The 26,131-nt window shown below is 44.7% G+C and carries 32 protein-coding genes and 1 riboswitch; of the genes, 21 read left to right on the top strand and 11 right to left on the bottom strand.

Features of this window, described 5'->3' with window-relative positions:
* The first annotated feature begins 68 nt into the window (after positions 1 to 68).
* The 3 genes from V6D41_RS10865 (at position 69) to spx (ending at position 2,603) form a co-directional block, all read left to right on the top strand.
* A complete protein-coding gene (locus V6D41_RS10865) occupies positions 69 to 1,286 on the top strand; it encodes an MFS transporter (RefSeq protein WP_333518385.1) in 1,218 nt (405 codons plus the stop codon).
* 162 nt (positions 1,287 to 1,448) lie between these two features.
* Positions 1,449 to 2,027 carry a GNAT family N-acetyltransferase gene (locus tag V6D41_RS10860; protein WP_333518205.1) on the top strand — a complete coding sequence of 193 codons (579 nt, stop codon included), beginning with the start codon at positions 1,449 to 1,451 and terminating at the stop codon, positions 2,025 to 2,027.
* Positions 2,028 to 2,207: 180 nt separating this feature from the next.
* Positions 2,208 to 2,603, top strand: coding sequence for a transcriptional regulator Spx (gene spx, locus V6D41_RS10855; protein WP_087993432.1), 396 nt, complete (start codon positions 2,208 to 2,210; stop codon positions 2,601 to 2,603).
* Positions 2,604 to 2,645: 42 nt separating this feature from the next.
* Here the strand turns inward: spx and V6D41_RS10850 are convergent, their stop codons facing one another.
* Positions 2,646 to 3,302: a TerC family protein gene (locus V6D41_RS10850; RefSeq protein WP_333518204.1), complete on the bottom strand. Its 657-nt coding sequence runs from the start codon at positions 3,300 to 3,302 to the stop codon at positions 2,646 to 2,648.
* A gap of 185 nt (positions 3,303 to 3,487) precedes the next feature.
* Between V6D41_RS10850 and V6D41_RS10845 the strand changes: the two genes are divergently transcribed.
* From V6D41_RS10845 to pepF, 4 genes are all read left to right on the top strand, one after another.
* Complete coding sequence (locus V6D41_RS10845; RefSeq protein WP_120698858.1) at positions 3,488 to 3,613, top strand: hypothetical protein; 126 nt, start codon at positions 3,488 to 3,490, stop codon at positions 3,611 to 3,613.
* Positions 3,580 to 4,236, top strand: a complete 657-nt coding sequence (gene mecA, locus V6D41_RS10840) for an adaptor protein MecA (RefSeq protein WP_087993430.1) — start codon at positions 3,580 to 3,582, stop codon at positions 4,234 to 4,236. Before V6D41_RS10845 ends, mecA begins: the two co-directional genes overlap by 34 nt.
* Before the next feature lie 159 nt (positions 4,237 to 4,395).
* Complete coding sequence (locus V6D41_RS10835; RefSeq protein ID WP_333518203.1) at positions 4,396 to 5,547, top strand: competence protein CoiA family protein; 1,152 nt, start codon at positions 4,396 to 4,398, stop codon at positions 5,545 to 5,547.
* Between the two features lie 230 nt (positions 5,548 to 5,777).
* The gene (pepF, locus tag V6D41_RS10830) at positions 5,778 to 7,607 is read left to right on the top strand and encodes an oligoendopeptidase F (protein ID WP_176365309.1); all 1,830 of its coding nucleotides are present in this window, start codon (positions 5,778 to 5,780) and stop codon (positions 7,605 to 7,607) included.
* A gap of 35 nt (positions 7,608 to 7,642) precedes the next feature.
* Here pepF and V6D41_RS10825 read toward each other — a convergent pair whose 3' ends face one another.
* The 5 genes from V6D41_RS10825 to V6D41_RS10805 all read right to left on the bottom strand — a co-directional run bounded on the left by V6D41_RS10825 (position 7,643) and on the right by V6D41_RS10805 (position 10,998).
* Positions 7,643 to 7,810, bottom strand: coding sequence for a hypothetical protein (locus V6D41_RS10825; protein WP_148964295.1), 168 nt, complete (start codon positions 7,808 to 7,810; stop codon positions 7,643 to 7,645).
* A 313-nt stretch (positions 7,811 to 8,123) separates the two neighbouring features.
* Positions 8,124 to 9,023, bottom strand: coding sequence for a protease adaptor protein SpxH (gene spxH, locus V6D41_RS10820; protein WP_333518202.1), 900 nt, complete (start codon positions 9,021 to 9,023; stop codon positions 8,124 to 8,126).
* Entirely contained in the window at positions 9,020 to 9,418 is a 399-nt protein-coding gene (locus V6D41_RS10815) for a globin domain-containing protein (RefSeq protein ID WP_015383357.1), read from the bottom strand. The genes spxH and V6D41_RS10815 overlap by 4 nt, the downstream gene beginning before the upstream one ends.
* Before the next feature lie 255 nt (positions 9,419 to 9,673).
* Positions 9,674 to 10,411: a lytic transglycosylase domain-containing protein gene (locus V6D41_RS10810; RefSeq protein ID WP_333518201.1), complete on the bottom strand. Its 738-nt coding sequence runs from the start codon at positions 10,409 to 10,411 to the stop codon at positions 9,674 to 9,676.
* A 14-nt stretch (positions 10,412 to 10,425) separates the two neighbouring features.
* Positions 10,426 to 10,998, bottom strand: a complete 573-nt coding sequence (locus tag V6D41_RS10805) for a CYTH domain-containing protein (RefSeq protein ID WP_148964296.1) — start codon at positions 10,996 to 10,998, stop codon at positions 10,426 to 10,428.
* Positions 10,999 to 11,121: 123 nt separating this feature from the next.
* Here V6D41_RS10805 and V6D41_RS10800 point away from each other — a divergent pair, with 123 nt between their 5' ends.
* The 4 genes from V6D41_RS10800 to V6D41_RS10785 are packed head-to-tail and all read left to right on the top strand — an operon-like array spanning position 11,122 to position 13,885.
* Positions 11,122 to 11,490, top strand: a complete 369-nt coding sequence (locus V6D41_RS10800) for a hypothetical protein (RefSeq protein ID WP_333518200.1) — start codon at positions 11,122 to 11,124, stop codon at positions 11,488 to 11,490.
* A 27-nt stretch (positions 11,491 to 11,517) separates the two neighbouring features.
* Positions 11,518 to 12,153 carry a GTP diphosphokinase gene (gene yjbM / locus V6D41_RS10795; protein WP_087993424.1) on the top strand — a complete coding sequence of 212 codons (636 nt, stop codon included), beginning with the start codon at positions 11,518 to 11,520 and terminating at the stop codon, positions 12,151 to 12,153.
* A 17-nt stretch (positions 12,154 to 12,170) separates the two neighbouring features.
* The gene (locus V6D41_RS10790; RefSeq protein WP_003224622.1) at positions 12,171 to 12,971 is read left to right on the top strand and encodes an NAD kinase; all 801 of its coding nucleotides are present in this window, start codon (positions 12,171 to 12,173) and stop codon (positions 12,969 to 12,971) included.
* Between the two features lie 14 nt (positions 12,972 to 12,985).
* On the top strand, positions 12,986 to 13,885 hold the full coding sequence (locus tag V6D41_RS10785; protein WP_333518199.1) for an RluA family pseudouridine synthase: 900 nt from the start codon (positions 12,986 to 12,988) through the stop codon (positions 13,883 to 13,885).
* Positions 13,886 to 13,895: 10 nt separating this feature from the next.
* Here V6D41_RS10785 and prpE read toward each other — a convergent pair whose 3' ends face one another.
* A complete protein-coding gene (gene prpE, locus V6D41_RS10780) occupies positions 13,896 to 14,630 on the bottom strand; it encodes a bis(5'-nucleosyl)-tetraphosphatase PrpE (RefSeq protein ID WP_333518198.1) in 735 nt (244 codons plus the stop codon).
* 232 nt (positions 14,631 to 14,862) lie between these two features.
* Between prpE and V6D41_RS10775 the strand changes: the two genes are divergently transcribed.
* The 10 genes from V6D41_RS10775 (at position 14,863) to cotO (ending at position 23,871) form a co-directional block, all read left to right on the top strand.
* Positions 14,863 to 16,707, top strand: a complete 1,845-nt coding sequence (locus V6D41_RS10775) for a monovalent cation:proton antiporter family protein (RefSeq protein ID WP_333518197.1) — start codon at positions 14,863 to 14,865, stop codon at positions 16,705 to 16,707.
* A 62-nt stretch (positions 16,708 to 16,769) separates the two neighbouring features.
* Positions 16,770 to 16,878, top strand: a riboswitch (TPP riboswitch).
* Positions 16,879 to 16,959: 81 nt separating this feature from the next.
* Positions 16,960 to 17,667, top strand: a complete 708-nt coding sequence (tenA, locus tag V6D41_RS10770) for a thiaminase II (RefSeq protein WP_333518196.1) — start codon at positions 16,960 to 16,962, stop codon at positions 17,665 to 17,667.
* Positions 17,645 to 18,262 (top strand): thiazole tautomerase TenI, encoded by a 618-nt coding sequence (gene tenI, locus V6D41_RS10765; RefSeq protein WP_148964302.1) that lies wholly within the window; start codon positions 17,645 to 17,647, stop codon positions 18,260 to 18,262. The genes tenA and tenI overlap by 23 nt, the downstream gene beginning before the upstream one ends.
* The gene (gene thiO / locus V6D41_RS10760; RefSeq protein ID WP_333518195.1) at positions 18,246 to 19,355 is read left to right on the top strand and encodes a glycine oxidase ThiO; all 1,110 of its coding nucleotides are present in this window, start codon (positions 18,246 to 18,248) and stop codon (positions 19,353 to 19,355) included. The genes tenI and thiO overlap by 17 nt, the downstream gene beginning before the upstream one ends.
* On the top strand, positions 19,355 to 19,555 hold the full coding sequence (gene thiS, locus V6D41_RS10755; protein WP_333518384.1) for a sulfur carrier protein ThiS: 201 nt from the start codon (positions 19,355 to 19,357) through the stop codon (positions 19,553 to 19,555). Before thiO ends, thiS begins: the two co-directional genes overlap by 1 nt.
* The gene (thiG, locus tag V6D41_RS10750) at positions 19,552 to 20,322 is read left to right on the top strand and encodes a thiazole synthase (RefSeq protein ID WP_087993418.1); all 771 of its coding nucleotides are present in this window, start codon (positions 19,552 to 19,554) and stop codon (positions 20,320 to 20,322) included. The genes thiS and thiG overlap by 4 nt, the downstream gene beginning before the upstream one ends.
* Complete coding sequence (thiF, locus tag V6D41_RS10745; RefSeq protein WP_333518194.1) at positions 20,319 to 21,329, top strand: thiazole biosynthesis adenylyltransferase ThiF; 1,011 nt, start codon at positions 20,319 to 20,321, stop codon at positions 21,327 to 21,329. The genes thiG and thiF overlap by 4 nt, the downstream gene beginning before the upstream one ends.
* Positions 21,330 to 21,347: 18 nt before the next feature.
* A complete protein-coding gene (thiD, locus tag V6D41_RS10740; protein WP_333518193.1) occupies positions 21,348 to 22,160 on the top strand; it encodes a bifunctional hydroxymethylpyrimidine kinase/phosphomethylpyrimidine kinase in 813 nt (270 codons plus the stop codon).
* Positions 22,161 to 22,298: 138 nt separating this feature from the next.
* The gene (gene fabI / locus V6D41_RS10735) at positions 22,299 to 23,075 is read left to right on the top strand and encodes an enoyl-ACP reductase FabI (RefSeq protein ID WP_289346907.1); all 777 of its coding nucleotides are present in this window, start codon (positions 22,299 to 22,301) and stop codon (positions 23,073 to 23,075) included.
* A gap of 100 nt (positions 23,076 to 23,175) precedes the next feature.
* The gene (gene cotO / locus V6D41_RS10730) at positions 23,176 to 23,871 is read left to right on the top strand and encodes a spore coat protein CotO (RefSeq protein ID WP_333518192.1); all 696 of its coding nucleotides are present in this window, start codon (positions 23,176 to 23,178) and stop codon (positions 23,869 to 23,871) included.
* A gap of 91 nt (positions 23,872 to 23,962) precedes the next feature.
* Here the strand turns inward: cotO and cotZ are convergent, their stop codons facing one another.
* The 4 genes from cotZ to cotW form a co-directional block, all read right to left on the bottom strand.
* Positions 23,963 to 24,412, bottom strand: a complete 450-nt coding sequence (gene cotZ / locus V6D41_RS10725; protein WP_087993413.1) for a spore coat protein CotZ — start codon at positions 24,410 to 24,412, stop codon at positions 23,963 to 23,965.
* Between the two features lie 133 nt (positions 24,413 to 24,545).
* On the bottom strand, positions 24,546 to 25,034 hold the full coding sequence (cotY, locus tag V6D41_RS10720) for a spore coat protein CotY (protein ID WP_148964308.1): 489 nt from the start codon (positions 25,032 to 25,034) through the stop codon (positions 24,546 to 24,548).
* 152 nt (positions 25,035 to 25,186) lie between these two features.
* On the bottom strand, positions 25,187 to 25,696 hold the full coding sequence (gene cotX, locus V6D41_RS10715) for a spore coat protein CotX (RefSeq protein WP_148964309.1): 510 nt from the start codon (positions 25,694 to 25,696) through the stop codon (positions 25,187 to 25,189).
* An 88-nt stretch (positions 25,697 to 25,784) separates the two neighbouring features.
* Positions 25,785 to 26,114: a spore coat protein CotW gene (cotW, locus tag V6D41_RS10710; protein ID WP_333518191.1), complete on the bottom strand. Its 330-nt coding sequence runs from the start codon at positions 26,112 to 26,114 to the stop codon at positions 25,785 to 25,787.
* Between the last annotated feature and the right edge of the window lie 17 nt (positions 26,115 to 26,131).

Raw genomic sequence — 26,131 nt, 5'->3', positions numbered from 1 at the left:
TTTGCGCAATCATAGAAAGTGAGAATTATAACATTTACAATTAGAGGAAAAAGCGGAGGCGAAATACGATTCAATTTCTGCATAACAAAAATGTTTTTGCGCTGCTGCTGTCTCAATCTCTTCAATCTTTAGCAGGAGTCCTTGTCACAATCGTTTTAATGGTCCGGGTCTATCAAATGACCGATTCCGTCTTTTTGGCGGGCCTTGTTTTATCGTTCATGTCGTTTGCGAGTATAGCAGCAAGCTTTTGCATCTCTGCGGTGCTTCGCAATCTCGGTTTTAAAAAGGTGCTTGCGGGCGCAAATCTGCTGAGAGCGGTCTTTGCGATACTGATGGCTTTTAGCGTCAGTCATCACGGACAGGTTTTCTTTTGGATAACGCTGCTGTTTGTGTTCTTTTTTTCTTTCGCGGGCGCCTTTTTTCAGCCAGCAAGATTTGCGCTGCTGCCGATGATCGTGCCAAAAGAGCAATATGTGAAAGCGAATGGCGTGATCTCCCTCTCAAACCAATTGTTTCTAACAGCAGGCTGGGGGCTGGGAGGCCTTCTTACGTATGCCGTACCTTTTGAACTCGTTGTCGGTGCAGCCATTTGCCTGTTTGTTCTTTCGGGGGCTTCGATTTGTTTGCTACAAGTAAATGAAGAAGCGGCTGATGGCACAGCTGAATCAGCATCTGCCAGAAGTATATGGAAGGATGTAATGATCATCCCTATTGTAAGAGACATTACTCTAATGGACATGATAGAAGCTTTGGCTGGTTCTGTTTGGTCATCTGCTATTCTCCTCGCATTTACTGCGGCTGTTTTGCATGAAACAGAGGTGTGGTGGGGGATGTTTAACGCTTCTTATTTTATAGGTGCCATTGTCGGCAGCGTGATTGCCATTCGCTTTTCTGCTTTTTTTGAGCGGAAAATGGGGTTTGCCATTATGTTCAGCTCGCTAGTCATGTCGGTGCTGACCCTTTTGTTCTCATTTTCTCCCATCCCGTTTTTATGCGCTCTCGCTTGTGCTGCAATGGGGCCTTTTTATCAGGTGCGTGATATTTGCCAGGAAACCGTGCTACAGGAGGTCATCCCGGAACAGAAGCGTATCGGGATCATGGCTGCCAAAAATGCGATTTTGACTCCTTGGTCAGGCGTCACCTACTCCATTATGGGGCTCGTGGCTGATGCGGCTGGTGCGAAAACGGTTTTTATCACAGCTGCCGCACTATATGGCATGACCTTTTTTATCGCATTGGCGCAGCCCCGTCTGCTTCATTATAAGAGAGAAACCCGCACTCCATGAGACCTTTTTGCATACACTTCACAATGAACCGAGCACCTGGCTGAAAAAAAATGAAACCAAGGCGGAAGTTCATACGTCTTTATAGATGTAAAGCTGTTTAAACAAGAAGAAATGGGGTATATCTAAAAGTATGAAGACAATGAACTCATAAGGAGCAAATCAATGAACTGGTATGAAAAGCTTAGCGAGTACTTTCCAATTGAAGAAATGAAATCAAAAGCGCATATGGAAGCTCTTTTGAAAGAGCGGAGCGATGTTTATCATAAAGATGAAGGCAGACATCATATCTTAATGTTTGCGGAATTCGACTCTTTTATCTTCGTTGATTATCTGTATGTGTCTAAGGATGCAAGAGGGCAGGGACTTGGCGGCAAATTGATCGCGAAGCTGAAAAAGAAAAATAAGCCGATATTGCTCGAGGTGGAGCCTGTGGATGAAGATGATGCTGATACAGAAAAACGCCTGAGATTTTATCAAAGAGAGCATTTCAACCATGCTCAGTCAATTGGGTACCGGCGCCGGTCATTGGCTACGAATGAAGTAAACAAGATGGAGATTCTGTACTGGTCACCGAAAACAGAATCAGAAGAAGAAATTCTTGAAGCCATGAAACAGACATATGAAAACATTCATACTTATAAAGATGAGAAATGGTACGGGGAATCATACGAAAAGACGGATGAGGTCCTGAAACTCATTGATGAAGAAAAACAAAAAAATATTTTCGATCAGTTAGACTAATTGAGAATCAGAACATATCATTGAAATTAAAAATTTGCTGGATTGACACATTTTTTTCTTAGGATACTGTTCACACTTACTTTTTTATAGTATAATACCTATAAAGATTCCTTTTTTAGAGTAATTTCAATTTAAGAATAAAATAGATGTTCATCCTACTAATTAGAGGAGTGAAGATGAATGGTTACACTATACACATCACCAAGCTGTACTTCATGCAGAAAGGCGAGAGCGTGGCTGGAGGAGCACGATATTCCATTTGAAGAAAGAAACATTTTCTCTGAACCTTTATCAATTGATGAAATAAAACAAATTCTGCGAATGACTGAGGACGGAACAGATGAAATCATCTCCACCCGTTCAAAAGTATTCCAAAAACTGAATGTGAACGTTGAATCTATGCCGCTGCAAGATTTGTACAGCTTGATCAACGAGCACCCAGGTTTGCTTCGCCGTCCGATCATCATTGACGAAAAACGTTTGCAGGTCGGATACAACGAAGACGAAATCAGACGTTTTCTGCCAAGAAAAGTCCGCTCTTTCCAATTAAGAGAAGCGCAGCGTTTGGCAAACTAATAGATCATATCATCAAAAGAAGGCTGAGTCATCAGCCTTCTTTTATTTTTCAACCTGCTGATAATAAATACTCGCAAGAATGACAAACGCGACCGTTAAAATGGGGAGGAGCGTTTCGATTGCCCCGTGCTGCGCCATAAAAAAGGACAGCTTTTTGTCACTGACAATCATTTCTCCGCCTGTATAAGCAAGCAGCCCGCTTCCCGCGTAAATCAGGAGCGGTATTTTCTCAAGTGCAATGTGGATGAGTTTGCTGCCCCAAATAATAACCGGCACCGATACACACAAACCTATGATAACGAGAGAAAATTCACCGTGTGACGCTCCCGCAACTGCTATGACGTTGTCCAGCGACATAAAGAGATCTGCAAGCACAATGGTTCGTATCGCTCTCCACAGGGAGGTGCTGCTTTTGATGTGCTGCGTGTCTTTTTTTTCAATCAGCAGCTGATATCCTAAATACAGCAGGAAAATGCCGCCGGCGCACTGCAAGAAAGGAATGTTCAAAAGATATACCGCTGCGCTTGTTAATCCGATTCTCATGGCAACGGCGATAAATGTTCCGAGAAGAATGGCTTGCTGCCTTTGCTTGTCCGGCAAATTTCTGCTGGCCATAGCAATGACGACCGCATTATCTCCGCCCAGGATCAGGTCGATCCCCACAATGACAAGCAGAGAAATCAGATAGTCATGCTCCATGAATCGGCACCTCGCTTTCGTTCCATCGCTTGTACTACTACTATATGAGACGGGTTGTATTTTATGATATCAGCCGCAGATATGCCGTTTTTTTGGGCAAAGGTGCATTTTTATTTCTTTTGCGGCGGTTTTATCATAAAATAGAAAGACAAAGGAATTCACACTGGCCTTGCTTCAAGGTTAAGATGTGGACGGAATGGGTAAAGTGTAGTAAAGTACTATTAATCGGGAGCTTAGATGTCCCTTCAACATCTTATATAGAAGGGAAGGTTGGCAAATGGAAATTGAAAGAATTAACGAGCATACAGTAAAATTTTATATGTCTTACGGAGATATTGAAGATCGCGGTTTTGACAGAGAAGAAATTTGGTATAACCGTGAGCGCAGTGAAGAACTTTTCTGGGAAGTCATGGATGAAGTTCATGAGGAAGAGGAATTCGCTGTGGAAGGCCCTCTTTGGATTCAAGTGCAGGCACTGGACAAAGGATTGGAAATTATCGTCACAAAAGCCCAGCTTTCCAAAGACGGACAAAAGCTCGAACTGCCGATTCCTGAGGATAAAAAGCAAGAACCAGCATCTGAAGATCTGGACGCCTTGCTGGATGATTTCCAGAAAGAAGAGCAAGACGTCAATCAGGAAGAGAAGGAGCAAAAGCTTCAATTTGTCTTGCGGTTTGGCGATTTTGAGGATGTTATTTCTCTATCTAAATTAAACGTTAACGGAAGCAAAACGACTTTATATTCGTTTGAGAACCGATATTATTTATATGTGGATTTTGGCAATATGACTGATGAAGAGGTTGAAAATCAGCTAAGCATCCTGTTGGAGTACGCAACTGAATCCTCAATCAGCATACACCGTCTTGAAGAATACGGCAAGCTGATTATTTCAGAGCATGCTCTAGAAACGATAAAAAAACACTTTGCATCATAAAAAACCGATTTCTTTTCAGAAATCGGTTTTTTTTATGCGCTGATATGCCATTTTTGAGGTGTGAAATCAAAAAACTGACATACGTGTGAAACAGACAGCGAGCAGGAGTCGGTCAATCTTTCCAGAAAGTATACCTCATCTGGAAAGGAGAGATGACAATTGTTTAGTGCTGTGACTGAAGATGGCCAAATGTTTCACCTTCTAGGCGCTCAGCGAAGCCAGAAATTAAAGCGGGGACGATTCTTCTGCCCGGTATGCGGGGGAGAGCTTGATGTAAAGCTTGGACTTCAAAAAGCGCCGCATTTCGCTCATAAACAGAACAAGTCCTGTTCGATAGACGCAGAACCGGAAAGCGCCTACCACTTAGAAGGAAAAAGACAGCTGTATGTATGGCTGAAAACGCAACTGGCATCTCCAGTATTAGAACCGTATATTAAGAACATCAATCAACGACCCGACATCATGGCAAAGATCAAGAGGCGCATGCATGCTGTTGAGTATCAATGTGCCACTCTTGCTCCAGATGTCTTTCAAAAGCGGACAGAGGGCTTCAAACAAGCAGGAATCATTCCGCAGTGGATTGTTGGAGGCAGCCGCTTAAAAAGAACATCGCCATCCTTTTATCAGCTAACCGCTTTCCATTGGCAGTTTATTCATGACCATCCTCACCGCGAGCTTTTATTTTATTGCCCCGAAACACGCTTTTTTCACCGGCTCAGCTCTAGTATACCGTTTTACACCAACCATTCTTTTTGCTCCGTACAAACGATTCCTATCCACCAAGCATCTGCAGGAGATCTCTTTTTTGCTGAATCTAAATCCTCATTGCGTTATGACAACTGGATGAAGGCCATTCATCGTTTTCGCCATAAACCCCATCGGTTCATCTCAAAAGAAACAAATCGCCTCAGGCTGCTGTTTTATGAGAAACGGCAGACGCCCCTTTCTTTTCTTCCGACTGAAGTGTTTGTCCCTGTTACAAAAGGGGCCGTTTTTAGAAGTCCTGTTTTTGTGTGGCAGGGGTTTCTTTATCTGTTTATAACAGATCTAGGGCATAAACGCGCGCCAATTCGCTTTTCAGCCGTTTTACAGCAGTGCAAACTGCACATTCATAAACAGAACATTGCGCTCAGATACGAATGCAGCGAAGATTGTCTTTCTGAAGCCGTTAAACAGTACATTGATTTTTTGTGCAAGAAGGGATTTTTAAGGGAGACTCAGAAAGAAGTATATATGCTGAATCAGCCTGCAGAGGGCGGACGCTCATTACAGGAACTCTTAGAAAGAGACCGCAGCTGTTTTATAGAATGAGTTTGTCTCATTTGGCTCACCCTAAGACAAAAGGTGGTGGGCTGGCTTTGAGAGGCACAAAAGGAAAGGTTTTTCGAGTTTTTACTGCTTTTTTGGCATTCGTTCTCTTCATTACTGCATATGATTTGACAAAAGGCAGTGAAAAACCGGAAGATATTCACAACGCAAGTTTATTGAGAAACAGCGGTTTTTTCAATTGGCTTGAATCAAAGAAAACAAGGGGGATCACCATGGCTGAGGAAAAAAAAGCAAACCAACTGCCTGACAGAAGTGAGGTAAAGGCAGAAGACACATGGAGACTAGAGGATATTTTTCCTAATGATGAGGCCTGGAATAAAGAATTTCAAGCTGTAAAAGAATTAATTCCGAATTTATCTAAGTATAAAGGAAAGCTGGCAGATTCAGCCGATCATTTATACGAGGCTCTTACGTTTCAAGATAAAGTGATGGAGCGGCTGGGCAGGCTGTACACATATGCGCATATGCGCTCTGACCAAGATACCGGGAATTCCTTTTATCAGGGGCTGAATGACAAGGCGGGAAACCTGTATACACAGGCCGCAAGCGCAACAGCTTATTTGGTTCCGGAAATTTTATCCATAGAAGAAGACAAACTGCAGCAGTTTATTCTTGAAAAAGAAGAACTGAAATTGTACTCCCATGCGATTGAGGAGATTACAAAGGAACGCCCGCACGTGCTGAGCGAGAAGGAAGAAGCGCTGCTTGCTGAAGCTTCTGATGTACTAGGTTCATCTTCCAATACGTTCAGCGTGTTAAATAATGCTGAGATTACATTCCCGTCCATTAAAGATGAAGAGGGAAATGAAAAGCAGATTACTCACGGCAATTTTATTAATTTCTTAGAAAGTGAGAACCGTGAAGTCCGCAAAAATGCATTTGACGCAGTATATAAAACATACGGACAATATAAAAACACAATGGCCACCACGCTAAGCGGCACTGTGAAAAAGGACAACTTCTACGCGAGAGTGAAGAAGTACAAGTCAGCGCGTGAAGCTGCGCTTTCTAACAACAGTATTCCTGAGGAAGTATACGACAACCTCGTCAAAACGATTGATAAGCATTTGCCGCTCCTGCACCGCTATATCGCGCTGAGAAAGAAAGTACTTGAGCTTGATGAAGTGCATATCTATGATCTGTATACACCGCTTGTGAAGGATGCGGGGATGAAGGTCACGTACGAGGAAGCAAAAGATTACATGCTGAAAGGTCTGGCGCCTTTAGGAGAAGAATACGCCTCCATTTTAAAAGAAGGGCTGGAAAACCGCTGGGTCGACATTTATGAAAATAAAGGCAAACGCAATGGCGCTTATTCATCTGGATCTTACGGCACGAATCCGTATATTTTGATGAACTGGCATGATAACGTCAATAATCTCTTTACGCTCGTGCACGAGTTCGGCCATTCCGTACACAGCTACTATACGAGAAAGCATCAGCCATATCCATACGGCAATTACAGCATCTTTGTCGCGGAAGTTGCATCTACGACAAACGAAGCGCTTCTTGGCGAATATCTGCTGAACAATTTAGACGATGAAAAACAGCGCTTATATATTCTCAACCATATGCTTGAAGGCTTCAGAGGAACGGTCTTCAGACAAACGATGTTTGCTGAATTTGAACATCTGATCCATACAAAGGCGCAAGAAGGGGAGCCGCTTACCCCTGAGCTTCTGACGAATGTTTATTACGACCTGAATAAAAAGTATTTCGGAGACGGCATGGTGATTGATAAGGAAATCGGCCTTGAATGGTCGCGGATTCCGCACTTCTATTACAATTACTATGTGTATCAGTACGCGACGGGATACAGCGCTGCCCAAGCGTTAAGCAGCCAGATTTTGAAGGAAGGAAAGCCGGCGGTTGACCGTTATATTGACTTCCTGAAAGCGGGAAGCTCACAATACCCGATTGATGTTCTGAAAAAAGCGGGCGTTGATATGACATCTCCAGAGCCAATCGAAGCTGCGTGCAAAATGTTTGAAGAAAAACTTGATGAAATGGAAGAGCTGCTGATGAAAGTCAAGCAGTCTTAAAAAAGAAGCCTGTGCAGAAATATGCACAGGCTTTTTTAAAACCCTTTAAAGGTTTTACGGTGGTTCAGGCGGTAGAGGGTAAACAAAATAGACAGAAACAGCAGAGGAGAGGTAATATAAAGCGGCAGCATCTGCATCATACCTAGTATATTCAAACAGAAAAAAACGGCTATGCACACAATTGAGATAACAGTATACATGATAGCGTTCCTCCTCGTCCTTTTTCCTTATTAGGATATGAGTGAATGTACTCCGTTATGTTTTGTGACAAAAATATGAACATTAAGCATAGAGGTTGCCAAAGTTCGACATCTTTTGTTATCATAAGGATGTGAAATTGATCACAAACAAACATTACCCCTTTGTTTGACCGTGAAAAATTTCTCCCATCCCCTTTGTTGTCGTTAAGACATATGAAACCGCGCTTATCCCGGCGCGGTTTCTTTAGTGTTATGAATAGAACGTATGTTTGGTTAGGGCCGCAAAAAACAGCCTCAAGCATATATACGCCTGCGGCTATTTTTCACATGATTGATATTCATCAGAATAAGTGCTGAGAGATTTCCAAAACATTCCGTGTTTGGCTTCCACTTTGGCAACCTTTTTAGCAAACGCCAATTTTTTCATTTCTTTTTCTACCTCTTCAAGGCTCAGGTCATATACCAGAGCAATTTCCTTCGAGGCAACGAAGCGGAAATATTCAATAAAACATTCCAGAGGCGGTGTTTCCGACGGCTTCGGCTCGTCGCCAAGCATCTCAAATAAGATTTCTTCATATACATCATATGAATAGCTGCCGGGTACTTTAAGTCCTTCGTCCTCATGCTGCGTATTGAAAAACGTCAGTGTCGGATTAACGGAAACATCCATCTCAGCGGCAATTTTCATGTCGCATTGAAGCGCCTTGACCGCGCTTTGAGAATGCAGTTCGTTTTTGAATTCTTCAAGGTCGAGACTCGTTTTTTCCGCAATTTCCAAAAGCACGTTTTCATTCGTAATATTTTTCTTTGAAACAAACAGACTCTCCTGCATATTTCTCAGAAATTGCATGCCGGCTTTTCTTCCTTGCAGTTCGGCTGCTTTAAAAGCGAGAGCAGCCATATAAGGCGATGAAAGAGGGTGGTCTTGCTCGAGCCAGACATTGCCGTCACACGACATGCCGGAGCGGCTCGCGATCTTTTCCCATGCCTCTGCAAGAAGATGCTTTTTCCGTTTCTTATTTAACGCGGTAAGGCTTGCTGAAGCGATAATGCGTAAGGTAAAAAAGCGTCCGTATCTGATTTTCAGCTTTTTCATGACGGGCTCTAAGGACCAGCATTCTGGACATAAAGGGTCTACAAACATATAAATTTCAAGCGGTTTTTTTGGATGGCCATGACAATGGGCGAAGTATTGCTCATGCTGAAAGTTTGTCAAGATGATCGATCCTCCGCTTCCGTTTGATTCACCATATGCCTTGCGGTCAATTCCAGCCGGCCAAACAAAAACTCACGAATCTCGCCCTCGAGCCCTACATGGTCCATTGCGTCGTTCATACAGCTGAGCCACGCATCAGCTCTCTCGTTTGTAATTGGAAAGGGAAGATGCCTTGCTCTGAGCATGGGGTGGCCGTGTTCCTCAGTATAAAGCGGAGGACCGCCTAGATACTGAGTCAAAAATTGCTTCTGTTTCCTGGCGGTTTCTGTTAAATCGCTCGGAAAAATCGGCTTCAGCAAAGGATGAGACGCGACACGCTCATAAAAAGTATCAACAAGTTGCGATAGAAGTTCCTCTCCAATCGCTTCATAAGGTGCGTTAAACGATTGTCCCATGTTGACTACTCCTTTAAATATGGCTAATAGGAATCATAAATCCTATTGCAAAAAGTAATTTTATATAGTACATCATTTCATCTATGATTTATTTTAGCAACAAGGCATCATTTCTACAAACAAACTGCCTTTTAAGCGTTTGTTAACAAGTTTCGGTTTACAGCCGAGGTTTGTATTTCATATCATATCACATAAAAATCAGGAATGCGTAGGATTTCACTTCGCAAAAAAACCAGAGGGCAAGAGCCGCTCTGGTTATGCGTAATAAGCTGAAGTTATTTTTTTTACATAGTTTTGCGTTTCTTTGAAGGGAGGAATGCCTCCGTATCGGTCAACATTTCCCGGTCCGGCGTTGTAAGCCGCTAATGCCATAGACACATTGCCGCCGTATTTATTCAGCATTTGTTTTAAATATTTCGTTCCGCCCTCCACATTTTGCTGCGGATCCAGTGGATTGGAAACGCCAAGTGAGCTTGCCGTTGACGGCATCAGCTGCATTAAGCCAAGCGCCCCTGCTCCGCTGACAGCTTTTGTATTAAAGCCTGATTCCTGCTTGATGACGGCACGGATTAGTTTTTCATCGACACCATATTTATCAGCGGCTTTTTTAATCGCGCTGTCAATGGAGAAGTCTCCCGAACTGATCTGTTTTGTTTCTTGTTTGTTTGAAGATAATTCTGGAGCAACTGTTTCTGTGCTCTCTGCCGCTTTTGTGATATAACCCGAATGGCTGTTTGTATATGAGTGAAGCCCATAAGCTGAAAGCAGTGACGGCGCTGTTGAAGATGCGCTGTTCAGCAGGCTGAGCGGGTTTGACGATGCAGAAGATGCTGGTGATTGCTGATTCGTTAGTCCGTTTGTATATTGGCTGAGCAAAGAGCTGAAGTTTGAGAGCGGGCTTTCCGCATCATTTTGAGTGCCTGTGCTCCGCGCATTAGATATGGACTGTAATGCCTGAAGCTGAAGTAAAGATGCCCAATTCGTTACGTTCACGATGTCATTCCACCTTATATAGACTTTCGTTTTTCTTCATAAAAACGCAAAATTTTATTTTTGGTTTCGCGCTGAGGAATGCTGTATTGCTGAAGCAGCTTCTCAAAGGCTTGTTGGCCCTCATGCCAGTCTGCCGCCTCAAATTCGATTTCAAAGTCCTCTTTATTTAAATATCGGCTGTGGTCTAAAACTATTAAGCCTTTTTCTGTTTCTTTTTCAGCACGGTTTGTTGCTAAAGATCCAAAGTATTGAATGGCGTCTGTGTTAATCTCAAGCTTGTGCAGCTGGTCCTTCACAGGGCCTTCGGGAACTGAAAAGCCAGCAAGATCCGATATCTCTGAAAGCCGCTGGTGCGTTTCCAGAAGCCCCACATCTGCAGGTTCTTTTAATGTCAGGACATATTCACCGTTTTTTCTGCGGATTCGAAGCGCAGCATGTTTTTGTTTCAGCGAAAAGCTGTCTGTGTCAAAATAGTGATTGTTTTGGTCTGTAAAATCTTTTTCTGTCAGCTTGAGTGCTAATGTTATTTTCTCAAATTCATGTTTGGTCAGCATGTTTTTAAATTCTATTTCAATTTCTTGGCTCATATTGTTCTTCCTTTCCGCCCTGTAAATCTTATTTTTACTATTATCTCTTTAGATGTTACGTTTATCAATATTGAGCTTGATATGATAAAATGAATCTGTACTTTTTTGAAAAAGGAGAGCATTATGCAAAACAGAATCGAAATCTTAAACGCAATATTATCGGATGATCAGCTTCGCCTTGCCTGTGAGGCAGAAGGAAATGAAGCGGAACGCAAGCCGTCAGGTCAAATGCTTGTTGATTCTGACCACTTTGCTTTTGTATACATACTTGAATTAGCAGATTCTTTTGAATATGTCATTATAAAGGAACATGTATGGCCGGAACTGAAGCAGGCCTATGCACAAAGAATTCCAGTTGTTTTAGAGGCGGGAGACGAATCAATAGAACTGGCTGGCCTGCATGAGGAACTGGAATATCTTTTAGAAAATATTAAAGATAATGTGAACTACGGAGAAGAAATGGAAGATAAAGTGAAACGCGTATTTTTATAGAAACTGGTTCGAATTGGGGGATGTATGATGGATGACAAACAATGGGAGCGTTTTTTAGTGCCGTACCGCCAGGCTGTCGAAGAGTTGAAAGTGAAGCTCAAGGGGGTACGCACACTATATGAATACGAGGATGTCCATTCGCCGATCGAATTTGTGACTGGACGCGTCAAGCCTGTGGCAAGCATACTTGAAAAAGCGAGAAAGAAAAGCATACCGCTGCATGAAATTGAAACCATGCAGGATATCGCAGGCCTTAGAATCATGTGCCAATTTGTCGATGACATCCAAATCGTAAAAGAGATGCTTTTCGCCAGAAAAGATTTCACCGTTGTGGATCAGAGGGATTATATTGCGGAACATAAAGAGAGCGGATACCGGTCATATCATCTTGTCGTGCTTTATCCCTTACAGACGGTATCCGGAGAAAAGCATGTTCTCGTGGAAATACAGATCCGTACGCTGGCGATGAATTTTTGGGCCACCATTGAGCATTCATTGAACTATAAATACAGCGGAAACATTCCTGAAAAAGTAAAACTAAGGCTTCAGCGTGCTTCTGAAGCAGCTTCCCGGCTTGATGAAGAGATGTCGGAGATCAGGGGTGAAATACAGGAAGCTCAAGCTGCCTTTTCAAGAAAGAAAAAAGGAAGCGAGCAACAATAGTAAAGGGGAAGAAAAGCATGAAATTTGCCGTATCATCAAAAGGAGATCAAGTTTCTGATACGCTGAAAAGCAAAATACAGGCGTATTTATTGGATTTTGATATGGAACTGGATGAAAATGAACCGGAAATCGTCATTTCAGTCGGAGGCGACGGAACGCTTTTGTATGCTTTTCACAGATACAGCGACCGCTTGGACAAAACAGCATTCGTAGGCGTTCACACGGGTCATCTGGGGTTTTACGCCGACTGGGTTCCTCATGAAATTGAAAAGCTTGTTCTTGCGATTGCGAAAACGCCGTATCATACAGTCGAATATCCGCTTCTCGAAGTGATTGTGACCTATCACGAAAACGAGCGGGAAGAAAGATATTTAGCATTGAATGAATGTACAATTAAAAGCATAGAAGGAAGCCTTGTGGCTGATGTGGAAATCAAGGGGCAGCTCTTTGAAACCTTCCGGGGAGACGGCCTTTGCCTGTCAACGCCATCCGGCAGCACAGCCTACAATAAGGCGCTGGGCGGAGCGATTATCCATCCGTCTATCAGAGCGATCCAGCTCGCGGAAATGGCTTCTATTAATAACCGTGTATTCCGGACGGTCGGATCGCCGCTGCTTCTCCCTTCCCATCATGATTGCATGATTAAGCCGAGAAACGAAGTTGACTTTCAAGTGACAATTGACCATTTAACCCTTCTTCATAAAGACGTGAAGTCGATTCGCTGCCAAGTTGCATCCGAAAATGTAAGGTTTGCGAGATTCCGTCCGTTTCCATTTTGGAAAAGAGTTCAGGATTCGTTTATCGGAAAAGGTGAATAGAAAGAGGACGTATCGTGGAGCATTTTTTTATCAGAAAGAACATCACTTCCGCTGAAAACGGAATGACTGTAAAGGAATATGCAGGTGAACTGGGAATTTCGAAACGTCTGTTAACCGATATCAAGTTTGGCGGGGGAGACCTGCTGATCAACGGTGAGCATGTAACGGTCAAATACGTTTTGAGAGAGGGAGATTTTCTTGTCGTGAAGTTTCCTGAGGAACAGGTGAGTGAGACGTTATTGCCAGAGCCTGTTCCGCTTGATATCTTGTATGAGGATGAGCATGTGCTTGTGATCAACAAGCAGCCTTATGTATCATCAATCCCCTCGAGAGAGCACCCATCCGGCAGCATTGCGAATGGAATGATCCATCATTATCAAAAAAACGGAGTGCGGGCGACAGTTCATCTTGTCACCCGGCTGGACCGGGATACATCAGGTCTCATGCTTGTTGCCAAGCACCGCTTTGCCCACTCGATTTTATCGTCAGCGCAAAAAAGCGGGCTTGTGAAACGCCGGTATGCGGCAGTGGTCCACGGGCGGATGACACAGATGGAAGGAACAGTCGATGCTCCGATTGGCAGACATCCTGACAGTATTATTGAACGGATCGTGACACCGGACGGCCAGAAGGCTGTTACCCATTTTCATGTCACACACGCAACTGACGAGATCACATCGGTGACATTGCAGCTTGAGACAGGCCGGACCCATCAAATTCGTGTACATATGAGCTACCTCGGGCACCCGCTGTGCGGTGATACACTGTATGGCGGAACGAGACGGGAAATTGGCCGGCAGGCTCTGCACAGCGAGCAGCTTTCGTTTATCCATCCGCTGACGCAGGAGAACATGGTGTTTCATGCTGCACTGCCTCAAGATATGAAAGAACTGATAAAAGGAGAGAATCCGTAATTCTCTCCTTTTATATTGGGCGAAATCTTGATTCGTCATAAGGCAGGGAGCTTGGAACAGAGACGGTCTCTAGTTCTGGAAAGCGAAAGCCTGTCAGTTTATTTCCGAATACGCAGCCTGTATCAATGTTGATGGTGCGATTGACTTTCCGGGGCTCTTTCACAGGTGTATGGCCGTATACCACCCAAGTTTTACCGCTATAGGATGCAGCCCAGTCACGTCTGACAGGTCTGCCGTCCGGATACGTTTCACCCGTCACATCGCCGTAAAGCACAAAGTCTTTCACTCTGCGGGTAAATTTTCCGATATCGTCAGCCTTTATGCCAGCATGGGCGACAACTAATTCTCCGTTATGTAAGATGTCGTAAAGCGGCGCCGTTTCGTACAGCTTCATAAACTGTTCGCTGACTGTTTTTCTTTCTTCTGTAGAAAGTTCTTCAAGCTCTGCCGCTGTTGTTTCGAGGCCATGCATCACTTTCACGGGGTTTCCTTTTAAGTAGCGGTACAGCTTATTGCAATGATTTCCCGGAACATAACGTACAGCGCCTTTTTCGTAAGCGCCGGCTACAAAGCGGATGACCTCAATCGATTTCGGTCCTCTATCAGTTAAATCTCCGGCAAAAACAAGCACCCTGCCTTCTTCGTGGACAGGCACTCCATTTTTCATTGTATAGCCAAGCTTTTGGATTAATGCCATCATTTCATCATAGCAGCCATGAATATCGCTGATTATATCGTAAGCCATGCGTGATCCTCCTTGCCGATTGTTTTATTTATTATGGAGCAAAGTGCTGCGAGTCATCACAGGCTTTTATGTGCAAATTATAGAAGAATTATTTTCTAAACAGGAATAAGACCTTTTTACTTTATTTTTTATCATCATCCTTGTTAAAATCGCGTTATGTTTTTTAAAAAATGAGGTTTTGTTCTTTGATTGAGAACTGAAATAACCCTGACCTAAAAAGGAGGTTCTGATTATGGCGCATTCATCTGTCGCATCTTTAGTTGTTGTACTTATCGTTGCATTTTTAACACCCATCCTTTTGCACCGCTTTAAACTGACGATCCCGGTTGTTGTTGCAGAAATCATTATGGGGCTGATTATCGGAAAAAGCGGTCTTAATTTAGTTGTCGAGGGTGATACATGGCTTGAGACGCTTTCTTTGCTCGGATTTATCTTTTTAATGTTTTTAAGCGGGCTTGAAATTGATTTTTCATCGTTTGAGAAAGGAAAGAAAAAGCAGCTCCTGCCGAACGGCAAAGCGGCGCCTAATACGTTTGCTACGGCGTCCATTATTTTTGCCGGTATATTTATTTTATCATTGCTGCTGTCCTATGGGTTCGTCTTGGCAGGATTTATCGAAAATGCGTTTTTAATGACGCTAATTATTTCAACGATTTCGTTAGGTGTTGTCGTTCCAACGTTAAAAGAAGAACGGATTATGAATTCAAATATCGGGCAGATTATTTTGCTTGTTGCCGTGATTGCTGATTTGGTCACGATGATTCTTCTTGCTGTGTTTTCTTCTCTATACGGAGAAGACAGCGGGAACATGTGGCTCTTGATGATCCTGTTTGCAGCCGGAGTGGTGCTTTACTTTTTCGGCCGGGTCTTTAAACATCGCTCATTTGTTGAGTCGATGTCAAAAGGGACGATTCAGATCGGGACGCGTGCCATTTTTACGTTAATTATCGTACTGGTTGCCCTGTCTGAATCACTTGGGGCGGAAAATATTCTCGGCGCTTTCTTAGCGGGGGTTCTCGTTTCCCTTCTTTCGCCAAACAAAGAACTTGTTCAGCAGCTGGATTCATTCGGCTACGGGTTCTTAATTCCGATTTTCTTTGTAATGGTCGGTGTGAAGCTCGATATTTGGACCCTTTTCCAAGATCCGAAAATTTTAATCATGATCCCGCTTCTGCTTTTGGCGCTGTTAGTCAGCAAAATCATTCCTGTCCTGTACTTGAAGAAGTGGTATGATAAACGAACCACTTTGGCGTCTGGTTTCCTGCTGACATCAACGCTCTCGCTCGTGATTGCCGCTGCGACAATCGGACAGCAGCTTCACGTGATCAGCGCAAATATGTCAGGAGCGCTGACGTTAGTAGCCGTCATTGCCAGTATTTTTTCGCCGGTCTTATTTAAAAAATTATACACACGGGAAGAGCACCCGGAGGAGAAAAAGACAATTACGTTTATCGGCGCAAACCAAATGACATTGCCTGTTACTCTTGAACTGCCGGAAGAGGAGTATGACGTGCGTGTTGTGCATGTCTATCAAGAGAATGCGGAGGAAAAGCTGTCAGAATCAGTATTTACCGTTGAAGCCATCTCTGACTATGAACACCAGACGCTTGAATCACTGGGCATTTTTGATGCAGATATCCTGGTTGTCGCAACTGGGAATGAAGACATGAATGCGGACATTGCGTTACTTGCAAAAGAAAAAGGAACAGGAAGAGTCATTGCCAGCGTTGGATCACCCGAGAATGAAGCAACTTTGAAGGCGCAGGGAATCAACATCTTTTCTATTCTGCTGTCGACAAAAACACTGCTTCGCGCGCTAATAGAAGCGCCTGGTGTCATGAAGCTGCTCACGAACCAAGAGTCTTCTCTGTATCAAATTAATATGGAAAACAGCACGTACGACGGTGTGATTTTACGGGAATTCCCTTTTACAGGAGACGTCATCTTTGTCAGGATTTTTAGAGGTGTGGACAGCATCGTTCCTCATGGGGATACAAGGCTGAAACTGGGAGACCGCTTAATTGTCACCGGGTCTAGGGTGTATGTAATGGAACTTAAGAAAACATTAGAAGGATAAACCTTGACCAAATAGGGATTCGTGTTAATATAGAGGTGCAACAACAATTCAATATGTATTCGTATAACCACTAGGGGTGTCCTTCATAAGGGCTGAGATAAAAGTGTGACTTTTAGACCCTCATAACTTGAACAGGTTCAGACCTGCGTAGGGAAGTGGAGCGGTATTTGTGTTAGTTTACTACGCCAATTCCAAACCACTTTTCCTTGCGGGAAAGTGGTTTTTTTATTTATCAGACAGGGGGAATGACGTGTGAAATTTTCAGAAGAATGCCGCAGTGCAGCCGCAGAATGGTGGGAAGGGAGCTTTGTCCATCCGTTCGTTCAGGGAATCGGTGATGGAACGCTTCCGATTGACCGTTTTAAATACTACGTGCTTCAGGATTCTTATTATTTAACGCATTTTGCCAAGGTGCAATCGTTCGGCGCCGCTTATGCGAAGGACCTTTATACAACGGGCCGGATGGCAAGCCACGCCCAAGGTACATATGAGGCGGAAATGGCGCTTCACCGCGAGTTTGCGGAGCTGCTGGACATCAGTGATGAAGAGCGTAAGGCCTTTAAGCCGTCTCCTACAGCGTACTCTTATACATCCCATATGTACCGTTCGGTTTTGAGCGGAAATTTTGCTGAGATCTTAGCGGCCCTGCTACCGTGCTACTGGCTGTATTACGAGGTTGGCGAGAAATTGCTGATATGTGATCCGGGGCATCCGATTTATCAGAAGTGGATCAGCACATACGGCGGTGACTGGTTCAGACAGCAGGTCGAAGAGCAAATCAACCGCTTTGATGAGCTGGCGGAAAACAGCACGGAGGAAGTGCGTGCCAAGATGAAAGAGAATTTTGTTATTTCAAGCTTTTATGAGTATCAATTTTGGGGAATGGCCTATCAAAAAGAAGGCTGGTCTGACCGCGGCATAAAAGAGGTGGAGGAATTTGGAGCTTCACGCCATAACTGATGACTGCAAGCCGGTTGAAACGTTAGCGAGAGTCATCATAGAGATTCAGAATGAAGTTGATTACATTCACATTCGAGAACGGTCTAAATCGGCGGCTGACATTTTGAAACTGCTTGAGCTTGTTTCTGAAGGCGGGGTAGATAAACGAAAATTGGTCATGAATGGGCGAGTGGATATTGCACTTTTTTCATCTATTCATCGCGTGCAGCTGCCGAGCAACAGCTTTTCACCGAAGCAGGTCAGAGCCAGATTTCCCCACCTTCATATCGGGCGGTCAGTGCATTCACTGGAGGAAGCCGTTCAAGCAGAAAAGGAAGATGCGGACTACGTATTGTTCGGCCATGTGTTTGAAACGGATTGCAAAAAGGGTCTTGAAGGCAGAGGCATGTCCTTGCTGTCAGAAATCAAACAGCGGATGTCCATCCCGATTATGGCCATCGGCGGCATGACACCGGACAGATTAAGAGACGTAAAACAAGCGGGTGCAGACGGCATCGCTGTCATGTCAGGAATTTTCTCTTCCGCTGACCCTTTGGAAGCTGCCAGACGATATTCCCTTAAGCTAAAGGAGATGCGCTATGAAAAGGCATTATGATGCAGTAGTCATTGGAGGCGGGATTATTGGTGCCGCGATTGCTTATCATTTAGCAAAGGAAAACAAAACAATCGCATTGTTTGAAAGCGGGACAATGGGCGGCAGAACAACAAGTGCCGCTGCCGGAATGCTTGGCGCCCATGCCGAGTGCGAGGAACGTGACGCGTTTTTTGACTTCGCCATGCACAGCCAGCGTCTGTACAAAGGTCTTGGAGAAGAGCTTTACCCATTATCTGGTATTGATATCAGTCGACATAACGGCGGTATGTTTAAGCTGGCGTTTTCTGAAGAAGACGTGCTGCGGCTGAGGAAGATGGATGATTTGGAATCAGTCAGCTGGCATACAAAAGAAGAAGTTTTAGAAAAAGAGCCGTATACGTCCGGTGACATTTTCGGGGCATCCTTTATTCAGGATGATGTGCATGTTGAGCCTTATTTCGTTTGTAAGGCATATGCGAAAGCAGCGAAAGCGCTTGGCGCGGAGATTTTTGAGCATACTCCCGTCATGCATGTCGAACGTGACGGTGAAGCGCTGTCCATCGAGACACCGAATGGTAACGTATGGGCGGATTATGTCGCGGTTGCCAGCGGGGTGTGGAGCGGAATGTTTTTTAAACAGCTCGGGCTGAACAACTCATTTTTCCCTGTAAAAGGGGAATGCCTGTCTGTTTGGAATGATGATATCTCGCTGACAAAAACACTTTACCATGACCATTGCTATATCGTGCCGAGAAAAAGCGGCAGACTGGTTGTCGGCGCCACAATGAAGCCGGGTGACTGGAGTGAAATACCGGATCTTGGCGGACTGGAATCTGTTATGAAAAAAGCAAAAACGATGCTGCCGGCCATTCAGAATATGAAGGTGGATCGTTTTTGGGCAGGACTGCGGCCGGGAACAAAGGATGGGAAACCGTACATCGGCAGACACCCTGAGGACAGCCGTATTTTATTTGCGGCGGGCCATTTTAGAAATGGGATTCTGCTTGCTCCGGCAACGGGGGCTTTGATCAGTGATCTCATCATGAATAAAGAGGTCAATCAAGACTGGCTGCACGCATTCCGAATTGATCGCAAGGAGGCGGTTCAGATATGATGCTACAGCTGAACGGTAAAGACGTGAAATGGGAAAAAGACACATGTACAATTCAAGATCTGCTGGCGTCCTATCAGCTTGAAAATAAAATCGTTATCGTTGAAAGAAATAAAGAAATTATCGGCAAAGAACACTATCACGAGGTTGAGCTTTGTGATCGCGATGTCATTGAAATTGTCCATTTTGTAGGAGGCGGATGAGCATGTTAACTATTGGCGGGAAATCATTTCAATCAAGATTGCTGCTGGGTACGGGGAAATACCCATCGTTTGATATCCAAAAGGAAGCGGTGGCTGTTTCCGAGTCTGATATTTTAACATTTGCTGTGCGGAGAATGAACATTTTTGAAGCGTCTCAGCCTAATTTTCTGGAACAGCTTGATTTATCTAAATACACGCTTCTGCCGAATACAGCGGGCGCCGGGACCGCTGAAGAAGCGGTTCGGATTGCAAGGCTGGCGAAAGCGTCAGGGCTTTGTGACATGATTAAAGTCGAAGTCATCGGATGCAGCCGTTCCTTGCTGCCTGATCCTGTTGAAACATTAAAGGCGTCCGAACAGCTTCTTGAAGAAGGATTTATCGTGCTCCCGTACACGTCGGATGATGTTGTGCTGGCAAGAAAACTGGAGGAACTTGGCGTTCACGCCATCATGCCGGGGGCATCTCCGATCGGATCTGGGCAAGGAATCTTAAATCCTTTGAATCTGTCATTTATTATTGAACAAGCGAAAGTGCCGGTTATCGTGGACGCCGGAATCGGATCGCCTAAAGACGCGGCATACGCAATGGAGCTTGGAGCTGACGGCGTACTTCTCAATACGGCTGTATCAGGCGCGAATGATCCTGTGAAAATGGCTCATGCCATGAAGCTTGCGGTGGAAGCAGGACGCCTTTCTTATGAGGCAGGACGTATTCCGCGGAAGCAGTACGGAACGGCAAGCAGTCCGGGAGAAGGTCTTCCTGTATGACGGACAGGTACTCCAGACAGGAGCTGTTTGCTCCGATCGGCCCAGCCGGCCAGAAGAAACTGAAAGAAGCGCGCGCCGTGATTATCGGCGCCGGCGCGCTTGGAACAGCCAGTGCAGAAATGCTGGTCAGAGCGGGTGTCGGCTCTGTGAAGATTGCCGACAGAGATTACGTTGAATGGAGCAACCTGCAGCGCCAGCAGCTGTATACAGAAGATGATGTCAAAAAAGAAATGCCAAAAGCGGCCGTTGCTGAGCATCGTCTCCGTTCAATTAACAGCGATGTTGATGTCACTGGCCTTGTGTTGGATGTGACAGCGGAAAATATCTTTGAGCTGATTAAGGGCGCTTCGATCATTGTGGATGCGGCTGATAATTTTGAAACCCGCCTGATCGTAAATGATGCTGCGGTCAAAGAAGGGATCCCTTTTCTTTACGGTGCCTGTGTAGGGAGCTACGGCCTCACCTTTACTGTAGTGCCGGGATCGACCCCCTGCCTGCATTGCTTGCTCGACACACTTCCGATTGGCGGAGCGACATGTGACACAGCCGGCATCATCAGTCCGGCTGTATTGCAGGTAGCGGTCTTTCAGGTGACAGACGCGCTGAAGCTGCTGACGGGAGAGAATTGCGAGCCAGTGCTGCGCTCCTTTGACCTATGGAAAAATGAGCGGTCAGAGGTGAAAGCGGCGGGTCTCAAACAGAACTCATGCCCAAGCTGCGGCACAAAGGATTTTCCGTTTTTGTCATATGAAAATCAAACAAAAGCGGCTGTATTGTGCGGCAGGAACACGGTGCAAATCAGATCATCCTTTACAAAAGAAACGGATCTTGAAGTGCTGGCGGGTCAACTGAAGCAAGCCGGGCTTGATGTAGCCGCAAACCCGTATTTAATTTCCTGCCGTTCGGCTGATATGAAAATGGTGCTGTTCCGGGACGGCAGAGCATTGATCCATGGAACGAATGATATTGCCCGGGCAAAATCCATTTATCATAAATGGATCGGGTAATCAAAGGAGTGTAGTGTAATGGGTATATATAAAGCATTGACAATCGCCGGCTCTGATTCAGGCGGCGGCGCAGGGATACAGGCAGATATTAAAACCTTTCAAGAGCTCGATGTGTTCGGAATGTCTGCACTTACGGCGGTAACCGCTCAAAATACGCTGGGCGTCCATGGAGTGTATCCGCTGACTGTAGAGGCGCTTAGACAGCAAATTGACGCTGTTGCCGAGGATTTGAGACCGGACGCCATAAAAACGGGAATGCTCTGGAATTCTGAAATGATTGAAGAAGTGGCGAGAAAAATTGACGAGTACGGGTTTAACCGTGTGATTGTTGATCCGGTTATGATCGCAAAGGGCGGTGCATCCTTGCTGCGTGATGAATCAGTTGCCGCCTTAAAAGAGCTGCTCATTCCGAGAAGTTACGTGATTACGCCGAATGTTCCGGAAGCAGAAACGCTGACCGGAATGACAATCCGCTCGCTGGATGACCGGAAAAAAGCAGCGGAGCAGCTTGTAAAGATGGGTGCGCAGAACGTGATTATCAAAGGCGGGCACCAGCCTGAAGACAATGAAATTACTGACCTCCTTTTTGATGGGAGCATGTTTATGCAAATCAGCCATCCCTATATCGATACGAAACATACGCATGGCACAGGATGCACCTTTGCAGCGGCATTAACAGCTCAAACCGCTAAAGGTGACAGTATCCATCAGGCATTCGAGATAGCAGCCAACTTTGTCCGCGAAGCGGTGGAAAATACGCTTGGCATCGGATCGGGCCACGGGCCGACAAACCATTTCGCTTTTAAACGAAACAGCTTAAAAACAAGCTGATGAGATCACCAGCTGATGGTGGTCTCTTTCACGTTTGTCGGTGTCTGCGCTTTTCATCTGGACATGGGTATGATATGATATCAATTAAGATCAGGTACTAATACTATGTCTTTATTAAATATAGGAGGCTTTATACATATGAATTTTTCACTTGAAGGCCGCAACATTGTCGTGATGGGGGTTGCCAACAAACGCAGTATCGCATGGGGAATTGCGCGCTCCTTACATGAAGCGGGGGCACGTTTGATTTTCACATACGCAGGAGAACGTCTGGAGAAATCGGTTCAAGAGCTTGCCGGAACGTTAGAACGCAATGATTCCATTATTCTTCCGTGCGACGTCACCAACGACGCGGAGATCGAAACTTGCTTCGCAAGCATCAAGGAGCAGGTCGGTGTGATCCACGGTATCGCGCATTGTATCGCGTTTGCTAACAAAGAAGAGCTTGTCGGCGAATACTTAAACACAAATCGTGACGGTTTCCTTTTGGCTCATAACATCAGCTCATACTCTCTGACAGCTGTTGTCAAAGCGGCACGTCCGATCATGACTGAAGGCGGAAGCATTGTCACTTTGACTTACCTTGGCGGAGAGCTTGTGATGCCAAACTACAATGTCATGGGTGTAGCGAAAGCTTCTCTTGATGCAAGTGTGAAATACTTGGCTTCCGACTTAGGAAAAGAAAATATCCGCGTTAACAGCATTTCTGCAGGCCCGATCAGAACATTATCTGCTAAAGGCATCAGCGATTTCAATTCTATCTTAAAAGACATCGAAGAGCGTGCGCCGCTTCGCCGCACGACAACACCTGAAGAAGTGGGCGATACAGCTGCGTTCTTATTCAGCGATATGTCCCGGGGCATTACAGGTGAAAATCTTCACGTTGATTCAGGTTTCCATATCACTGCCCGCTAAGCAGGACCTATGTAAAGCAATCCCGAACAGGGATTGCTTTTTTATTTCTTCTGATTTTCAGCTTTCTGTCATATAGATAGAACATGACACAATCGGAGGGATGAAGATGTCTAATAAGAAAAGAAACGCGGATAAAAAACCGCTCATGTATATTGTTCAGCCGGATTATGCAGAAACAACAAGGTCATCCATGCAGGAGATTGTTATTAAAAAAAAGACCAACAAACCCGCTCCGCCCAAAGCAGAGGAAAAGCCTGCCTACCATGAGAAACAGCAGGAGGAAGCCGTGGCAATAGATGTCCAGCAAGCAGACGATAAGCCTGCCGCTGAGCCAGTGAGCCAGCAAATAGAAGAGGTGAGAGAGCCAGAGAACGCAAAGAAGCAGCAGGAACAGGAAGCAGAGCTGCAAGCCGTTGAAGAAACCGTCGAAGAAACCATCGAACACGAGCCTCCGAAAGCGGAAAAAAAGGAAGAGCCTGCACTTGAGGCGCATAAACCTGAAAAAGAACCGGAAGCTGTCCATAATGCCGCTAAAGGGGAGGAAAAAGCACCGCCGGCAAGAAAAGTGAAAAAACCGATGAGCAAGATGACGATCCACGAAAAAATTGATTTTTTAACAAAGCTGCCTCATAACATGCCGAGAGCACTTTGTTTGATTGAAGCCAATGGAAGAACGTACAGAGGCGTGATTGTCGGCAGAAGAAACGATTCCGTCCTGCTCCGCACGACCGGAAACGGCGCGCCGACTGAACTGGCAATTGATGAAATCACCTCCTTGCACCCGCTCGGTTTTTAATGGAAATGAAAAAAGCTGCCCGGCAGATGTTCCCGGCAGCTTATTTTCATAGAGAAAAGCCTGCAGGCCTGCAAGCTTTTCCGCCTTATCATTAATGATGATGATGCGTGCGATTGATTAATCGAGGATTTAAGCAGTTGATTGCGCAGAAGCAGTCTAAGTCCACTTCAATGCAGTAGTTCGTTTTTTCCAGTCGAAACGCTTCACAAACCGTATCTTTATCGGTGAAGTCCAAAATGTGCTTGTGTTCGTCAAATGCGATTAATAATGACAGTGTCGCACAGCTGCCATGAACTTTTTCCACTCTGAAAAATACAGTATTAAAGCAAGGTCCGTTTTCCAGTTCGCCAACATTGCCGAAAGCGACCAGAGGATTTGATTTTGATGTAAACAGCACGAAAGGCACTGTATCGCCTAGCGAATGAGTTGGTGACAAAAGCTTTGAATGGCAGCTAGTCGGGCAGTCCTCTTCAACAGCGTTTTGCAGATCTTCAATATTCTCTACAGCTTCACGCACACAGCTTGATGTTTTCTGGCTCATATTATTATCCCTCCTGCCTTATAAATTTCTTGAGACTGGCGAAATGATGGAGAGTCAGCTGCCTCACGCCGGAAGCAGCTGAATAATTTGCACCTGTAATAGAGTTTGGAAGGGGATTCCTCTTTACAAGTGTTTATCCATTATGATGATGCTTTTTATCTCTGTTAGGAGATGTTCTGTCAACTAGTTCTGGAGACAGGCACTGAATGGCACAGAAGCATCCGAGATCCACTTCGATGCAAAAATCTGTTTTTTCAAGCCCGAAGAAATCCGGGTCGCAAGGGTGGCAAACACTTAAGGTATCGCATTTGACATCGACCGGGCGTAAAATAGACAGTGTTGCGCAGCAATCGCATAATTTTTCAACGCGGAAGAAAATGGACTCAAAGCATTGCATATCATCCACAAATCCCCCCACGTTTCCGAATGTGGAGAACAATCCGCCTTTTTTATCAAACAAGAGAAACGGAATTGTGTCTTTACCTGCAATTGTCGGATTCAAAAGGTTTGTATAGCAGCCAGTAGGACACTGTTCCTCAACTGCCTCCTGCTCTGCTAAAATCTTTTCCACTGCATCGCATACACAGTTCTCATGCCGGCCATGGGTTTTTCCGCAGCTCATTGATTTCAGCTCCTTCTTTATAGGGTATTTGACTTTAGTCCTTAACAACATATGTACTGGTGCCCCACTTGGTGTGGGTGAACGTCTATATATTCATCATATGCTTGGAAAATAAGAAAAAGCAGAGCGTTTTTTAGCTCTGCTTTTAGGTCCTAGAGGACAAGAGTAATAACAAGGATAGCTACGAGAGTGTTTGTTGCTGTAGAGATAAGTGTTGCGATATCGGCATCTACTGTTGAGACATTTACGCCGCGGGAGCATTCGATAAGAAGTTTTTGGCGGTTTACTTGTTTATTAGCTGTAAGCTGTAATAAATCTTGTGCGACTAATTCGGCAATTACTCCATCTGCAATGGATGTGAGAGTAGCTGTAACAACAGCAGCATTAAGCGCTGTGACAACTGATGTTACCGCTTGAACGTCTGTAGATGTTACGTTGATGTCACAAGAATCTCTAATAATAATTGTTTCATCGGAGACTTGTTTGTTGAGATTTGCCTGAGCTAGATCTTGGTCAATGAAGGCGTTGTCTCCGCCAAACCCATTGCCGTTGCAGCAAATATCGCAATTGCATTTTCTTTCGTCTTTTTCTTTTTCTTTATCGTCTAACGGATGGTCACAGTCAGGATCGAGTGCAACCCAAGAATATGGTCTGCTTTCCATATCTATTCCTCCTTTTCTTTTACTGTTATTAGATGAGCGAGCCTCTTACTTTGACTGAGGCATATATCCTGATGAAGAACCCTATTTTTTATGATTGGCTTGAATTGTTATTGTTTTTCCGTCTTTGTCTGAGCTGTTCAATAAGCTGCTCTCTGCGGCTTAGCGGCTTTTCGTTCTTTTGTTCTTGCACGGCTGATTCTTCTTTTTTCTTCTTTTGGTTTTCAATTAATGCTTCTGATTTAGCTTGCAAGTCCTTTACCAGATTTAAGAGCATTTCTTTTTCTTCATCTGATACTTTTTTCATTTTATCTTTCGTGACACCATGTTTCAGAAAGATATTGTGGACCAGCATTTTCGTCATTGGATCAACTTCCGGAAGCTTCGCAAGCTCTTCTTTGATTTTATCGTTATCTGACATTTGTTCTCACCTCGACT

It is taken from the genome of Bacillus sp. 0102A (assembly GCF_036765155.1).
Classification (GTDB): domain Bacteria; phylum Bacillota; class Bacilli; order Bacillales; family Bacillaceae; genus Bacillus; species Bacillus subtilis_G.
The sequence above is the reverse complement of the archived record's forward strand: the minus strand, read 5'-3'. Positions and strand labels throughout refer to the sequence as shown.